Origin of the sequence: Stutzerimonas sp. S1 (genome assembly GCF_025966695.1) — a bacterium.
In the GTDB taxonomy this organism is placed as follows: Bacteria; Pseudomonadota; Gammaproteobacteria; order Pseudomonadales; family Pseudomonadaceae; genus Stutzerimonas.
Window position 1 is genome coordinate 315,476 of sequence record NZ_JAOEIY010000002.1, and the last position, 15,586, is coordinate 331,061.

A 15,586-nucleotide genomic window follows, 5' to 3' on the forward strand; every position below is an offset into this window, starting at 1 on the left:
TGCCGGATAATTGATTGGTGCGGGGTTATCACGTGGTCTTTACTGCTTAGTGCAAAAACGCCTTGTTCTATAAAAAGGAGAACAACATGAATGATCGTTCTGGGTCTTCCCATCGTGACAGCCTGGTGGATGCGGCGGCCATTCTCAGCCTGATCGTCCTGGCGGTGGCTACAGCCATCTTCTGGGTCGGGCATCAGTAACGTGCGGAAGCTGCTATAGCCCCGCCAGAAAGAGCACCAGTTTGACCAGGGCAAGGAGGATGAGCACGAATAGAACGGTGAAGCCGACACCCAGCAGAATGAACTGACCGGGTTTGCCCTGGGCGAAATCGCGGGCGCGATTCTTGCCACTCTGTACGCCCAGTGCTGCGGCAAGCACGCTTTGCAGCATCTGGCGCAAGGTTAGAGGCTTGTCCTGATTATCTTCGTTCATTGTGCTCGCTCGCGCTGTGGCTTTTGCTGAAGTCTAGTCGAGCGAGCGGATTGCGGGATTGGCGCCGGAATGCTCCGACAGCGTGCACCCTTGACGCATCGGTCGAACCGATCCGCCAAGGGTTTCTTGTCAATCAGTCTTGATCGAGATGTTCTTTTCGTTCGCGGAAGTGCCGGGCTTCTTCGGCAGCGTTAGCGAGAGCACACCCTTGCCGAACTTGGCGTCGATCTGGTCACGGTCGACGCCATCGGGCAGGGCAAAACTCCTTTGGAAGCTGCCATACGAGCGCTCGGAGAGGTGGTAGCCCTGTTTATCCTCCTTACGTTCCTGACGTTTCTCGCCCTTGATCACCAGCGTGTCCCCGACTAGCTTGACCTCGATGTCCTTCTGATCCATGCCGGGTACTTCGGCGGTGATCTCGAAGGCATTGTCCTTCTCCACTACATCAACCGCGGGCATGCGGGAGAGTCCGCCCTGCCAGAACGGCGTGGTTTCCAGCCCTTGGCGGGCGGGGCGGTGCCAGGAACGATCGAAATCGTCGAATAGACGGTCGATCTGGTGCCGCAGGGTTTCGAAGGGGCGCCACGTTTCGTGAGTGGCTGGAGGCTGAGCCCCGGCCTCTTTTCCTTCACTCGCTGCAGGCTTATTCGACGTATCAGTCATTTCGTAACCTCCATAAGCGCTTGGATGCGTAAAGCAAAATCATTGTGGTCGCCGCTCCGAATCAGAGTTTGATCCCGATCAATCCGCCGGCATGACCATGCAATGAGCGCCGCCGAGCGGATCAGAACGTCGCCCGGAACCAGTCCCACAGGCCGAGCGAGAAGTTGGGCAGCAGATTGATGCCCAGCGCCGACTTGAGCAGATAGAGAATCACCAGACCGACCAGGGTGCTGAACAGCAGAAAAAGTGTCGCCAGCGCCGCCTTGGCGGTCAGCGAGAGATGCTGGCCGGGACGTGAATGGTTGCGCTTGTTGCGACCGGCGAGGATGGCGAAATAGTACTGATCGCCGAGCAGTCGCAGCGTGCCGCGCAGGTCGATCTTGTGCTTGACCCACGAACGAGCGCCGAATACCCCGCGCAACGCCTCGAGCTGCTCGTCACTGAACGATTCGCGCAGGTTCTCTGGCAGACGGCGCTTGAGTCCTTTGACGAATGGGTCGTCATCCAATGCGGGCGTTGCGAAAGGGGCAGGGTAAGGGGGGCGGGGTTCGCCGCGCGGAGATTCGGGTGACTGCATGGAAGCATCCGTTTCGATTGACTGGCGTTCTGCAGTGTACGGGCCTGCTACCGGCTTCGAGCAGGCAGCTGGTCAGATATCCGCGAGGCGGGCGGCCAGCGCGGCGAAGCTGGGGCGTGCTGAGCTGTCTTCGAGCACGCATTCCTGCTGCAGGCGGATGAGCGGTCCAAGTCGGGGATCTTGCTCTGTTGCGCAGCGCTGCAGCAGCTCCTCGATCAGATGTCCAAAGGCGCGTACTTCGATGCGTTGCAGTGCATGCCCGGTAGGACTGCCTGCCTGGAAGAACGAGGCAGCGCCGAAATCACTGAGCAGGCATTCGCCGCTCGCTTCGACCAGCAAATTGTGAGCGTAGAAATCGCCATGCAGAATGCCGCGCGCGTGCAGATGCGTGACCGCCGAGGCGGCGCCACGCGCGATCCGTAATAACTGGTCGATACTGAACTGGCGCTCGGGGGCATAGCAGTCGCGCGTGCAGCTGGCCAGTGAGGGCGGTCCGGCCAATGGTTGGAAGGTCGGCGGGACCAGTTCCATAAGGAGCCCGTTGGCGCTCCCATATTGCACGGTCAGCGGGCCGATGACCTCGATCAGATTGGGATGCGTGCCGGCCGCGACGCAGGCAGCCATTTCGCTCTGCGGCAGGCCATCGCTGGTGAGGTTGCCCTTGAACAATTTGACGGCCATCGGCTGCGCTCCGTGCGGGGCGTTCCAGCTGGCCCGATGGATGACCCCGGATGCACCCTGGCCGAGTACCTCGTGCAGCTCGAGCCGCTCGCGAGCCACCGCTGGTAACGGATGTTCGCCCAGCGCGCGGACTTGCTGCGCGTCGCTGAACGGGTTGCCGGCGAATGCCAGCCAGGCAAGTCGTGGCATGCGCAGCAACCATTCGGGAAGCGCCTCGAAATGGTTGGCGGCGATGCGCAGCAGTTCGAGTGCACGGCAGGCCGCGAGCTGCTCGGGCAGCGATCGCAACTTGTTGCCGGCCAGCATCAGCTTCTGCAAGCGGGTGCACTCACCGAGTTCGGCCGGGATGCTGGGTAACAGGTTGTCGGTCAAGATCAGCCAGCGCAATGCGGGCGGCAGCGCGGCGGCGGGCAGATGTGCGATGCGATTGGCCTTGAAACCGACCATTTCCAGCTGGGAGCAATCGCCGAGGCATTCCGGCACACGGGTAAAGGCATTGTCGGAGCAGAACAGGATGCGCAGGCGACGCAGCCGCGACAGGTCGGCCGGCAGCTGGCTCAGTTGATTGCCGGACAGATTGAGTACTTCCAGGGTATCCGCCAGCGCAAAAATCTCCTCCGGAAACTCCCGCAGACCGGCCGCCAAATCCAGGCGAGTGATGCCGGTCAGTTCGCCGCGCTTGAGTTGCTCCAAGGTATGCATACGGTGGTGGCTTCCTTGCTGGCGGGGGCCGATGCACAAAGCCGGCGCGGTAAAGGTGCCTGGCTGGGACAGTGAGCGATGCCAGGCGTTCCGGCGCACAGTAGTGCGCTGGCTCAGCTCACCCGTGGCGCGCGGCGGACGAGCACTTGTTCGGCGCGGGCGCGTAACTGGCCGCAGCCGCCGTCGATGTCCTGTCCGGCGGAATTGCGTACCTTGGTCAGTACGCCGCGGCTGTGCAGGTAGCGCACGATCTGCACGATGCGCTCCCCGTCAGGGCGCTGGTACTCGTCATCTTCCAGGCTGTTGTAGGGGATCAGGTTCATCACCGCGTACTTGCCCTTGAGCAGGCGCAGGATACCGTCCATCTCCTCCTGGTTGTCGTTGATGCCCTTGAGCAGCGTCCACTGATACTGAATGGGGAAGCCGGTCTGGCGCGCATAGGCTTCGCCCAGTTCGACCAGTTCTTGTGGATCGAGGCGTGGCGCCCGAGGTAGCAATGCCTGACGCAGTTCGGCGTCGGTCGTGTGGAGGGAGAGGGCAAGGGCCGGCTTGACCTGCTGCTGCGGCAGCCGTTCAAACACGCGTAGATCGCCGACGCTGGAGAACACCAGATTCTTGTGACCGATGCCGCCATCGGTGCCCAGCAGATCGATGGCTTCGAGCACGTTGTCGAGGTTGTGCGCCGGCTCGCCCATGCCCATGAATACGACCTTCTTCACCGGTCGAAAGCGGCGAGCGAGAGCAACCTGCGCGACGATCTCGGCGCTGCCCAGCTGGCGCAGCAGGCCGCTCTTGCCGGTCATGCAGAACACACAGCCCACCGCGCAACCGACCTGGCTGGACACGCACAGGCCGTCGCGTGGCAGCAGCACGCTTTCCACCATCTGCCCGTCGGCCAGTTCCACCAGCAGGCGGGCCGAGCCATCCGCCGCCGGATGCTCGGAGCGCAGGCGCGCCAGCCTGTCCAGTTCAAGGCCCAACTGCGGCAGGCCCTCACGTACGCTCAGAGGCAGGAAGTCCTGCGCCTGCTGTTGGCGACGACCCACCTCCAGCGGCTGACCTTGCAACCAGGCGCGGGTCATCCGCCCGATATGCCGGGGTTTGGCGCCGAGTTCGGCGAAGCGCTGCTGGACGTCGAGGATACGCATAGGGCGCGCATTCTAGCGGGGCTCAGGGAGAAAGGGCAGTTGGCTAATCGGCGAAACGACGACTGCCCAGAGCGATGCTCAACAGCATCGCCGCCAGCACGCCGAAAGCCACGGCGAGGGAACTGTAATGGGCGATCATGCCGATCAGCGCGGGGCCGGCTAGCACTCCGGCAAAGCCGACGGTCGTCGCGGCAGTAACAGCCAGATGTACGGGCATGGCGTCCTGCCGACTGAGCGCAGAGATCAGCACCGGCGAGACGTTGGCGCAGCCCAGCCCGCATAGGCCGTAGCCGAGTAGCGCGAGTGCCCAGTGGTCGGCGAGGATGCTCAGCGCAATACCGGCGGCGGCGAGCACTCCGCCAAAGGCGATAACTCGCGCTGTGCCGAGGCTGTTGACGATTGGCCCACCGGCGAACCGGCCGACAGTCACCATCAGTGCGAAGCTGGCGTAGCCAAGGCCACCCTTGGCCGTCTCAAGATTCTTGTCGGCGGTCAGAAACAGCGCGCTCCAGTCGAGCACGGCGCCCTCGGCCAGATAGACCACGAAGCACAAGAGCCCCACCAGCAGTACCAGGCCGCTGGGACGTACGAAGGCCACGCCTCCGCCAGGTGCGCGATTGCGAACGAAACCGCGCATCACCGCCAGATTGGTCGCCACGATCAGCGCGATCATCAGCAGGCTGCCTGCTTCGGCGGAGACGCCGAGCGTGAGCAGGGCGGTCAACGCCAGTGCACCGCTGATCGAGCCGAGGCTGAACATGCCGTGAAAGTTCGACATCATGCGGCGCCCCAGCGCGCCCTCCACCAGCAGAGACTGGATGTTGAGCACGATATCCAGCACGCCGAGGCTGCCACCGAAACAGAACAGCGCGAGCGCCAACAGCCAGACTGAGCTGCTCAGCGCCATGCCCGTCAATGCCAGGGCCAGCAGGGCGACGCAACCCAGGATCACCGGTCGAATGCCCCAGCGCGCCACCAGCAGTCCCGACACCGGCATCCAGCTCAGCGAGCCGATGCCGATGCACAGCAGCAACAGGCCGAACAGCGCGTCACTCATCTCGATCCGCTGGCGTACATAGGGCACCAGCGGCGCCCAGACCGACAGGCCGAAGCCGGCCATGAAGAAGCCGCAGCGGGTAGCGCGTCGCACGAGTGGCGAGGTGAGGTCGGTGGCTGACGACGGCGCAGGCATGCGCGACGGTCCTTGCATAAGGAGTGGATGGGGTATTTCCGCGCTGGTGCGGCAACCGCCAAAGGGGGCTCATGCTATCGTCTCGCTTTGCCGGCAGGAACCTGCGGAGTTAGTCGATGAAGTTCATACACCAGCGCGAGCAGCTCAATGAGGACGACATCGTCGTCATCGAGTGCTCGCAGACCTGCAACATCCGCCTGATGAACGATGCGAACTTCCGCAGCTTCAAGAATGGTGGACGCCATACCTACCACGGCGGCGCCTTCGATCGGTTTCCGGCGAAGATCGTCGTGCCCAGCTCGGGGTTCTGGAACATCACGATCGATACCGTGACACGCCGGCCGATCAGCGTGACGCGCAAACCGAACCTCAAGTACTCGATCAAGGTCATTCGTCGGTCCACCTCACGTTAGCAACTGTTGGGGCACGGAAAGGAGGGAGTACTTGTGGAGACAGCGCAGACAACCCGAACGAATCATGCCGCAGGTCTGCTGCGCGTTGCGCACGTGGTTGCTGGCGCTGTGGTTACCCTATGCCGCGTGGGTGCGGTGCGCCACGTAGTGATGGCCAAGGGCGGAGAGCGTGTCTGAGATCAGTCGCGGAACAACACGTGCGCACCTCGGGATGCTGCTCTGGTCGCTGTTCGTCGGGCTTTCGTTTCCAGCGGTGGGTCTGCTCAGTGAAGGCTTGCCGCCGCTGCTGCTGACTGCGCTGCGTTTCAGTATCGCGGCGCTGGTGCTGGCGCCGCTCGCCTGGCGGCAGAGTGTCGGGCTGCCACGTCTCACGACCATGCTGCTCTATGCGCTGATGGGCCTCTGCCTCGCAGGCTTCTTCGGCGCGATGTTCTGGGTTGCCCATCGGGTGACGGCATTGTCGATGGCGACACTGTTCGTCAGCGTGCCGCTGCTGGCTTACGGGCTGGGCCGTGGCCTGGGGGTGGAGCAGCCAGCCGGGCGCCTGCTGGCGATCCTCGCGCTCGGCGCCACCGGGGCGCTGGGGCTGGCCTGGGCGGAAAACGGTGGTCATTTCGACGGCCTGCAACTGGGCACTGGCGAGCTGTGGTTCTTTATTGGTTGCATCGCGTCGGCCTTGTATCCCGTGCTGAGCAAATGGGGCCTGGCACGTGGAACGCTGCCACGCGAGGCCGGGCTGCGCACGTTCTGGAGTCTGGCAACCGGGGCGTTGCTCATCGGCCTGCTGGGGCTTAGCCTGGAGACGCCGGCGAGCCTGCTGCGCATGCGTGGGTTCGACTTCCTTCTGGTGGCCTATCTGGGCGTGTTCTCCAGTGCCATGACCTTCTTCCTGCAGCAGCGCGCTACTGCGCTGCTGACGCCCGGGGCGGTAACCGCCTACAGCTACCTGGTGCCGTTCGTGTCGATGCTCCTGCTCTTCCTAGGACAGCCGGCGCGTATCGGCTGGCATTGGTTGCCTGGTAGCGTCTTGGTGCTGCTCGCCATCGCTCTGCTGCTGCGTGGCGAGAAGGAACCACTGGCGACCCGGCGCGTCGTTGAGGGTGCCGACCGTCTGTCCCGTTGAACATCAGCGCCGGACACAGGTCTGGAGCAGGCAATGGTCGAAAGGGAGGCGACGAGGTTGGCAGTGAGCCCTGGACTGAAGGAGGGTCCTGGACGGCGTGGCCGATACGCCGTCACCGGCTCATGGGAAACAGGTCGTTTTTCTTATGAGCGATACCGCAACCCAGCATGGCAGGAACCGCAATATTCAGTTTCTTCGTGGATTGGCGCTTATTCTGGTGTTGCTTGCGCATGCGTAGCTGATGCTGGTCGGCGAGGCGGGTACTCGCGCAACTGCGGACAGTCGGGGCGCCTAGCCGGGGCCTGGAAGATGCTTACTCGGCCTCATCTTCACCGCCGATGGCGGCAAGGCATTGCAGGCGGTGCGGGCCTTCCAGCAGCCAGCTTTCGCCGTCGGCGTCGCGCTGGGCTTCCATGATCTGGTTGTAGCTGAATTGCCACTGGCGGCGGCTGCGGCCATCCACCAGGTCGATGGTCAGCAAGGTGGCTTCGCTGGCGAACGGCTGGTCGGCTTCGGCAGCCGCGTCGGCCTGGTCCAGCACGGCTTCGTCGAGTGTGAACTGCCAGGCATGCAGGCCGTCGACGATCAGCATGTCGGCATCTTCGAGTTCGTCGATCAGCAGCGGTGTTTCGGATGACATGGTGCACTTGCTCCGTGGAACGAACGCGGGCGCCGGGAAACGCCCGCGTCGAGATCAGTTGTCGTAGCCCAGGTTCGGCATCAGCCAGCGCTCGCTGACGGCCAGCTCCTGACCCTTGCGCTGGCTGTAGCTTTCCACCTGATCCTTGTCGATCTTGCCGACGGCGAAATACTGCGCCTCGGGATGGGCGAAATACCAGCCGCTGACGGCCGCGGTTGGCAGCATGGCGTAGTGCTCGGTGAGCGTTACCTGGCTGATGCCGTCGGCATCCAGCAGCTGGAACAGCGTGCCTTTCTCGGTATGGTCCGGGCAGGCCGGATAGCCGGGGGCAGGGCGGATGCCCTTGTACTGCTCGCGGATCAGCTCCTCGTTGCTCAGCTGCTCGTCCTTGGCGTAGCCCCAGTACTGCTTGCGCACCTGCTCGTGCAGCCATTCGGCGCAGGCCTCGGCGAGGCGGTCGGCGAGCGCCTTGACCATGATCGAGTTGTAGTCGTCGCCCTTGTCCTGATAGGACTTGGCCAGCTCCTCGGCGCCGATGCCGGCGGTACAGATGAAGCCGCCTACATAGTCGGTGATGCCGCTATCCTTCGGCGCGACGAAGTCGGCCAGCGACAGGTTCGGCTTGGCGTCCGGCTTGATGATCTGCTGGCGCAGATGATGCAAAGTGGCCAGCTTCTCGCCATTGTCGCCGTACACTTCCAGGTCATCGTCCTGCACCTGGTTGGCCGGCCAGAAGCCAAACACCGCGCGGGCGCGGATCAACTTCTCGTCGATCAGCTTGTTCAGCATGGCCTGGGCATCGCTGAACAGTGCGGTGGCCGCTTCGCCGACCACTTCGTCCTCGAGAATGCGCGGGTACTTGCCGGCGAGGTCCCAGGCGATGAAGAACGGCGTCCAGTCGATGTACTCGGCGAGGGTGCGCAGGTCGATATCTTCCAGCACCTGGCGGCCAGTGAATGTCGGCTTGACTGGCGTATAGCCGGCCCAGTCGAACTGCGGCTTGTTGGCGACGGCCTGGGCATAGCTCAGGCGCTCGGTGCGCGCGCTGCGGTTGGCGGTGCGCTCGCGGATCATGGCGTACTCTTCGCGGGTTTTCTCGGCGAAGGTCGGCTTGAGTTCCTTGGACAGCAGCGTGGTGGCGACGCCGACCGCGCGCGAGGCGTCGGTGACGTAGACCACCGCGTCATTCTTGTAGTGCGGGTCGATCTTCACCGCGGTGTGCGCTTTGGAGGTCGTGGCGCCGCCGATCATCAAGGGCAGGCTGAACCCTTGGCGCTGCATCTCGCGGGCGACGTGGACCATCTCGTCCAGCGACGGGGTGATCAGACCAGATAGGCCAATGATGTCGCACTTCTCGGCGATGGCGGTCTGCAGGATCTTCTCCGCCGGCACCATCACGCCCATGTCGACCACGTCGTAGCCGTTGCAGCCGAGCACCACGCCGACGATGTTCTTGCCGATGTCGTGCACATCGCCTTTGACGGTCGCCATCAGGATTTTGCCCTTGGCTTCCGGCTTGTCGCCTTTCTCCGCTTCGATGAAGGGAATCAGGTGCGCCACGGCCTGCTTCATCACGCGGGCGGATTTCACCACCTGCGGCAGGAACATCTTGCCGGCGCCGAACAGGTCGCCGACCACGTTCATGCCGCTCATCAACGGACCTTCGATGACCTCGATCGGCCGCGCGCACTGCTGGCGGCACTCTTCGGTGTCCTCAACGATGAAGGCGGTGATGCCCTTGACCAGCGCGTGCTCCAGGCGCTTGTCCACCGGCAGGTTGCGCCATTCCTCGGTCTCGGCTTCCTTGACGGCGCCGTCGCCCTTGTACTTGTCGGCGATCTCCAGCAGCGCTTCAGTGCCGCCTGCGCTGCGGTTGAGCACTACGTCCTCCACCGCGTCACGCAGCTCCTTCGGGATCTCGTCGTAGATTTCCAGCTGGCCGGCGTTGACGATGCCCATGGTCAGGCCCGCCTTGATCGCATGGAACAGGAACACCGAGTGGATCGCTTCGCGCACCGGGTTGTTGCCACGGAAGGAGAACGACACGTTGGAGACGCCGCCCGAGGTCAACGCATAGGGCAGGTTGTCGCGAATGAAGGCACAGGCCTCGATGAAGTCGACCGCGTAGTTGTTGTGCTCCTCGATACCGGTGGCGATGGCGAAGATGTTCGGGTCGAAGATGATGTCTTCCGGCGGGAAGCCCACTTCGTTGACCAGGATGTCGTAGCTGCGCTGACAGATCTCGCGCTTGCGCGCGGCGGTATCGGCCTGGCCGGCTTCGTCGAAGGCCATGACCACCACGGCAGCGCCGTAGCGCTTGCACAGATGGGCGTGATGCTTGAACTGCTCGACGCCTTCCTTCATGGAGATCGAGTTGACGATGCCCTTGCCCTGGATGCACTTGAGGCCCGCCTCGATCACTTCCCACTTGGAAGAGTCGATCATGATCGGCACGCGGGAGATATCCGGCTCGCCGGCGATCAGGTTGAGGAAGGTGACCATGGCCGCCTTGGAGTCGAGCATGCCCTCGTCCATGTTGATGTCGATCACCTGGGCGCCGGCTTCGACCTGCTGCAGGGCGACTTCCAAAGCCTCGGTGTAGTTCTCCTCGCGGATCAGACGGGCGAACTTGGCGGAACCGGTGATGTTGGTGCGTTCACCGACGTTGACGAACAGCGAGCTGCGGTCGATGGTGAAGGGCTCCAGGCCGGACAGTCGGCAGGCCTTGGGAATCTCCGGAATGACGCGCGGCGGGTACTTGGCCACCGCTTCGGCGATCGCCTGGATATGCGCCGGCGTGGTGCCGCAGCAGCCGCCAATTATGTTGAGAAAGCCAGAGGCAGCGAACTCCTCGACCACCGCCGCCATTTCTGCCGGGCTTTCGTCGTACTCGCCGAAGGCATTGGGCAGGCCGGCGTTGGGGTGGGCGGAGACATGCGTATCGGCCTTGTTGGCCAGCTCTTCCAGATACGGGCGCAGGTCCTTGGCGCCGAGGGCGCAGTTGAGGCCCACGGAAATCGGCCTGGCGTGGCGCACCGAGTTCCAGAACGCTTCGGTGGTCTGCCCGGACAGGGTACGGCCGGAGGCATCGGTGATGGTGCCGGAGATCATGATTGGCAGTTCGACGCCTTCGTCCTCGAACACCTGCTGCACGGCGAAGATGGCCGCCTTGGCATTGAGCGTGTCGAAGATTGTTTCGATGAGGATCAGGTCGGCGCCGCCCTCGATCAGGCCGCGTGTGGCCTCGACGTAGTTCTCTACCAGCAGGTCGAAGGTGACGTTGCGATAGCCAGGGTTATTGACGTCCGGGGAAATGGAGCAGGTGCGGCTGGTCGGGCCGAGTACGCCAGCGACGAAGCGCGGACGATCCGGCGTTTCGGCGGTCTTGGCGTCCGCCACTTCACGGGCCAGACGTGCGCCTTCGACGTTCAGCTCGTACACCAGCTCTTCCATGCCGTAGTCGGCCTGGGAGACACGCGTGGCGTTGAAGGTGTTGGTCTCGAGAATGTCGGCGCCGGCGTCCAGATAGGCCTTCTCGATGGCCTGGATCACGTCCGGACGGGAGAGCAGCAGCAGGTCATTGTTGCCTTTGACGTCCTGCGGCCAGTCGGCGAAGCGCGCGCCGCGGTAGTCCGCTTCCTGCAGCTTGTAGCTCTGGATCATGGTTCCCATGCCGCCGTCGAGAATCAGAATGCGCTCCTTGAGGGCTTGCTGGAGGGCCTGCAGGCGGGCGTTGCGAGTGGACATGGGGACTACCTGAGAAGCGGGAACGAGAGAGCGCGAATGATAGCAAAGCTGCACGCTTTTTCAGCTCTCGGAGTTTTACATGAATATTGTTCATGTTGCAGATGGGTTAGCCGTCTGCCGATTGCCTGTTTAGAATGCTCGCTCTCTTCCAGGTGACTCATCATGTCTTTCCGCTTCTGGCTCGGCTGCTTGCTCTTTCTGTCGGGCGGGGGCGCGCAGGCGCAGACGCTTTCCTATCCGCGCGACATCCAGCCGATCTTCACCGCCAAGTGCGTGGCCTGCCATGCCTGTTACGACTCACCTTGCCAGCTCAATCTCGGCAGTGGCGACGGTGCGCAGCGTGGTTCCACCAAGCTGCCGGTCTACGACGGAACGCGGGTCAAGGCCCAGCAAACGACGCGGCTTTTTCTAGACGCGCTTGATGAGGCCGGCTGGCGACGCAAGGACTTCCATTCGGTGCTCGACGCGCAGGTCGGCCAGGCAGCGCTGATGGCGCGGATGCTGGAACTGGGCCGTAGCCAACCGCTGCCACCGCACGTCAAGCTGCCGGCAGAGCTGGACATCGGCATCGGCCGGGACAATAGCTGCCCGCTACCGAACGAGTTCGCCGCCTACGCAGCCAAGGGGCCACACGGCGGCATGCCGTTCGCCGTCACTGGCTTGACCGACACTGAGTATTCGACCCTGCAACGCTGGCTAGAACAGGGTGCGCCAGTGGAGCTGTCACGCATTCAGCCTTCTGCCTCCGAGCGGCAACAGATCGAACAGTGGGAGCGCCTGCTGAATGCCCCCGGTGCCCGCGAAGCGCTGGTCAGTCGCTGGCTCTACGAGCACCTGTTCCTTGCCCATCTGTATTTCGAGGGTGAGGGCGGTGGGCATTTCTTTCAGCTGGTGCGCTCGCGCACGCCGAGCGGCGAACCGGTCGACCCAATCGCGACGCGGCGTCCCAACGAGGATCCGGGTACGCATTTCCATTACCGGCTGCGGCCGATCAGCGATGTGATCGTGCACAAGACGCACATCACCTATCCGCTCAGCGCGGCGCGCCTGGAGCGGGTCAGGCAGCTGTTCTTCAGCGGCGACTGGCGTGCCGACGCGGTGCCCGGATACGGTGCTGCGCACCGGGCGAATCCCTTTCTGACCTTCCAGGCGATTCCGCCGCAGGCGCGTTACCAGTTCATGCTGGATAACGCCGAGTACTTCGTACGCACCTTCATCCGCGGGCCGGTATGTCGGGGTCAGATCGCCACCGACGTGATTCGCGACAACTTCTGGGTGCTGTTTCAGGATCCACGGCACGACCGGTATCTCACCGATGCCGACTACCGGGCCAAGACCACACCGCTGCTGGCGATGCCCGGGCAGTTCGACGAACTCGGCGAGCTGCTGAGTTTCTGGAACATCTATCGCGGCAAGCGCAACCAGTACGAAAAGCTGCGCATGCAGGCCTACGCTGAGACTCCGGCGGAGTGGGCGCACGTCTGGAGCGGCAATGACAATGCATTGCTATCCATCTTCCGCCAGCACGACAGCGCTTCGGTACGTAAAGGCCTGATTGGTGAAGTGCCGCAAACGCTCTGGTGGATGGACTACCCGTTGCTGGAGCGCACCTATTACCAGCTGGTGGTGAACTTCGATGTCTACGGTAATGTTTCCCACCAGGGGCAGACGCGTCTGTACTTCGACCTGATCCGCAACGGCGCCGAGCTGAATTTCCTGCGCCTGCTGCCGGCGGCTTCGCGTCAGGTGATTCTGGACAGCTGGTATGAGCAGGGCGGCCAGTTGAAGCTGCTGCTGGCCTATACCTCGATCGATACGCAGACGCCATCGAAGCTCGACCTGCCGCGGGTCAATCCCAAACAGACGCTGGCTCGACAACTGCTGACGCGCTTTGCGCCCATCAATGCTGCGCCCGATCCGATTAACCGTTGTCAGGGCACGCATTGCTATCGCGCCGATCAGCCGGTGCCGTTGCAGCAGGCGGAACAGGCGCTTAGCCGACTCACTAATCGGATGGCTGCTGGCTTGCCGGTCATCGAACATCTGCCGGAAGCGACCTTGCTGCGCGTTCAGTTGGCTGATGGGCGCCGTGAGCTGTACAGCCTGCTGCGCAACCGTGCGCACAGCAACGTGGCCTTCATGTTCGGTGAAGACTGGCGCTTCCAGCCGCGGCAGGACACGCTGACGGTGTATCCGGGGGTGCTCAGCAGCTATCCGAACTTCCTCTTCAACCTCGGTGCCGGCGAGGCTCCGGCGTTCGTTACTGCGCTGGAGCAGGTGCGCAGCAGTGACGATTTCGAACGGGTGGTCGAACGCTGGGGCGTGCGTCGCAGCCATCCGCAGTTCTGGTTCTATTTCAACGACCTGACACGCTATCTTGGCGAAACCGAGCCCATTGAGGCGGGGGTTCTGGACATGAATCGCTACCAGAATCTGTAAGGGGCGCCTAAGTGAACAGGGGCGCTCGAAATTAGTCCTACTAAAATACTAGGACTTTATCCGCAGCCAGGGTTGGCGTACACTGCCGCGCATATCTGCGAGGAGTCCTCATGAGCGCGATCACCATTACCGAAGCTGCACACGATTATCTGGCCGACCTGCTCGAGAAGCAGAACACCACCGGCATCGGCATTCGCATCTTCATTACCCAGCCGGGCACCCCGTATGCTGAAACCTGTATCGCCTACTGCAAGCCGGGCGAGGAGAAGCCGGACGACATCGCGCTGGCGCTCAAGAGCTTCACGGCCTGGATCGATGGCACCAGCGAGCCTTTCCTCGAAGATGCGTTGGTTGACTACGCTACCGATCGCATGGGCGGTCAGCTGACCATCAAGGCGCCGAACGCCAAGGTGCCGATGGTCAACGAGGACAGCCCGCTGAACGAGCGCATCAACTATTACCTGCAGACCGAGATTAACCCGGGGTTGGCCAGCCACGGCGGCCAGGTGACGTTGATCGACGTGGTCGACGAGGGCATCGCGGTGCTGCAATTCGGCGGCGGTTGCCAGGGCTGTGGCCAGGCGGACGTCACGCTCAAGGAGGGCATCGAGAAGACGCTGCTGGCGCGGATTCCTGAGTTGAAGGGCGTTCGCGACGTCACCGACCATACCAACCGCGACAACGCCTACTACTGAGTTCAGCTCGCCGTGGTGCGGTTTTCGCGCCACGGCTGTCGTCCGAAAGAAGCCATTTCATCGACATATTGGCAAATGGCCACCACAGCGTGCTCGCACTGAGATAAGCTCCCGGTTTTCCCGACTGGTCGGTTTGGAGCGCACGCGCGCATGTCCGCGATTTCCCTGTTGATCTGCGACGATTCCAACCTGGCGCGCAAGCAGTTGCTGCGTGCGCTTCCGGCTGGCTGGCCCGTCGCTGTGACTCAGGTGGAAACCGGCGCCGAGGCACTGGAGCTGATCCGGGCAGGTGGCGTTGATCTGCTGGTGCTGGATCTGACCATGCCCGGAATGGATGGCTATCAGGTGCTGGCCGCCTTGCGTCGCGAACAGCTGCCGTGCAAAGCCATCGTGGTCTCGGCGGACGTTCAGGACGAAGCCGTACGGCGAGTGCTGGAGCTTGGTGCGCTGGCCTTCATCCGCAAACCTGCCGATCCCGTGCACCTGTATCAGACGCTCGCCAGCCTCGGTCTGGTGAACGATCAGATCGCGTTGGTCACGCGCGGCAGCGGGGAAACCATCGGCTTTCGCGATGCCTTTCGCGAGGTCGTCAACATTGCCATGGGGCGTGCCGCGGCCCTGTTGGCGCGGGTGCTGGGCGTATTCATTCAGCTGCCGATCCCCAACGTGAACATTCTCGAAGTGGGCGAACTGCACATGGCGCTGGCCGATGCTGCCCGTGGCGACAAGCTCACGGCGGTCTGCCAGGGCTATATCGGCGGTGGCATAGCCGGCGAGGCGCTGCTGTTGTTTCATGACTCGGAAGTGAGCGAGATGGCGCGCTTGATGCGTCGGCAGGACTACCGAGAGATGGAAATGCTGCTGGACCTGTCGAGCCTGTTGATCAGCGCCTGCCTCAGCGGCATTGCCGACCAGATCGGCGTCACCTTTTCCCAGGGTCATCCACAGGTGCTCGGCCAGCATGCCTCGATCGACGAGCTGATTCGCCTCAACCAGCCGCGCTGGAAGCGAACCCTGGCCGTGGAGATCAGCTACAGCCTGGAAGGTCACGACATCCATTTCGATCTGCTGCTGCTGTTTACCGAGGACTCGCTCGATCTGCTGTCCCGCAAACTTGCCTACCTGATGAACTGA

The 15,586-nt window shown here is 62.9% G+C and carries 13 protein-coding genes; 5 read left to right on the forward strand and 8 right to left on the reverse strand.

The window, feature by feature from the left end; all coding sequences use genetic code 11:
• Window positions 1–213: 213 nt before the first annotated feature.
• The 6 genes from N8H22_RS05405 to N8H22_RS05430 form a co-directional block, all read right to left on the reverse strand.
• Entirely contained in the window at window positions 214–432 is a 219-nt protein-coding gene (locus N8H22_RS05405) for a DUF2970 domain-containing protein (RefSeq protein ID WP_264589590.1), read from the reverse strand.
• Between the two features lie 129 nt (window positions 433–561).
• Window positions 562–1,095, reverse strand: coding sequence for an Hsp20/alpha crystallin family protein (locus N8H22_RS05410; protein WP_264589591.1), 534 nt, complete (start codon window positions 1,093–1,095; stop codon window positions 562–564).
• 121 nt (window positions 1,096–1,216) lie between these two features.
• Window positions 1,217–1,672, reverse strand: coding sequence for a 3-phosphoshikimate 1-carboxyvinyltransferase (locus tag N8H22_RS05415; RefSeq protein ID WP_264589592.1), 456 nt, complete (start codon window positions 1,670–1,672; stop codon window positions 1,217–1,219).
• Between the two features lie 72 nt (window positions 1,673–1,744).
• On the reverse strand, window positions 1,745–3,055 hold the full coding sequence (locus N8H22_RS05420; RefSeq protein WP_264589593.1) for a leucine-rich repeat-containing protein kinase family protein: 1,311 nt from the start codon (window positions 3,053–3,055) through the stop codon (window positions 1,745–1,747).
• 113 nt (window positions 3,056–3,168) lie between these two features.
• A complete protein-coding gene (locus tag N8H22_RS05425) occupies window positions 3,169–4,203 on the reverse strand; it encodes an RNA methyltransferase (RefSeq protein WP_264589594.1) in 1,035 nt (344 codons plus the stop codon).
• A 43-nt stretch (window positions 4,204–4,246) separates the two neighbouring features.
• Window positions 4,247–5,395, reverse strand: coding sequence for an MFS transporter (locus N8H22_RS05430; RefSeq protein ID WP_264589595.1), 1,149 nt, complete (start codon window positions 5,393–5,395; stop codon window positions 4,247–4,249).
• 116 nt (window positions 5,396–5,511) lie between these two features.
• Here N8H22_RS05430 and N8H22_RS05435 point away from each other — a divergent pair, with 116 nt between their 5' ends.
• Window positions 5,512–5,808 carry a DUF1883 domain-containing protein gene (locus N8H22_RS05435; protein ID WP_264589596.1) on the forward strand — a complete coding sequence of 99 codons (297 nt, stop codon included), beginning with the start codon at window positions 5,512–5,514 and terminating at the stop codon, window positions 5,806–5,808.
• 211 nt (window positions 5,809–6,019) lie between these two features.
• On the forward strand, window positions 6,020–6,931 hold the full coding sequence (locus tag N8H22_RS05440) for a DMT family transporter (protein ID WP_264589836.1): 912 nt from the start codon (window positions 6,020–6,022) through the stop codon (window positions 6,929–6,931).
• Between the two features lie 313 nt (window positions 6,932–7,244).
• On the opposite strand, the gene N8H22_RS05445 is transcribed toward N8H22_RS05440, so the two are convergent.
• Entirely contained in the window at window positions 7,245–7,571 is a 327-nt protein-coding gene (locus N8H22_RS05445) for a DUF5629 family protein (RefSeq protein WP_264589597.1), read from the reverse strand.
• 54 nt (window positions 7,572–7,625) lie between these two features.
• Window positions 7,626–11,318, reverse strand: a complete 3,693-nt coding sequence (gene metH / locus N8H22_RS05450; protein WP_264589598.1) for a methionine synthase — start codon at window positions 11,316–11,318, stop codon at window positions 7,626–7,628.
• A gap of 162 nt (window positions 11,319–11,480) precedes the next feature.
• On the opposite strand from metH, the gene N8H22_RS05455 reads away from it, so the two are divergent.
• The 3 genes from N8H22_RS05455 to N8H22_RS05465 all read left to right on the forward strand — a co-directional run bounded on the left by N8H22_RS05455 (window position 11,481) and on the right by N8H22_RS05465 (window position 15,586).
• Entirely contained in the window at window positions 11,481–13,757 is a 2,277-nt protein-coding gene (locus N8H22_RS05455) for a fatty acid cis/trans isomerase (RefSeq protein WP_264589599.1), read from the forward strand.
• A 110-nt stretch (window positions 13,758–13,867) separates the two neighbouring features.
• Window positions 13,868–14,452, forward strand: a complete 585-nt coding sequence (gene nfuA / locus N8H22_RS05460) for a Fe-S biogenesis protein NfuA (protein WP_264589600.1) — start codon at window positions 13,868–13,870, stop codon at window positions 14,450–14,452.
• Between the two features lie 150 nt (window positions 14,453–14,602).
• Window positions 14,603–15,586 carry a response regulator gene (locus N8H22_RS05465; protein WP_264589601.1) on the forward strand — a complete coding sequence of 328 codons (984 nt, stop codon included), beginning with the start codon at window positions 14,603–14,605 and terminating at the stop codon, window positions 15,584–15,586.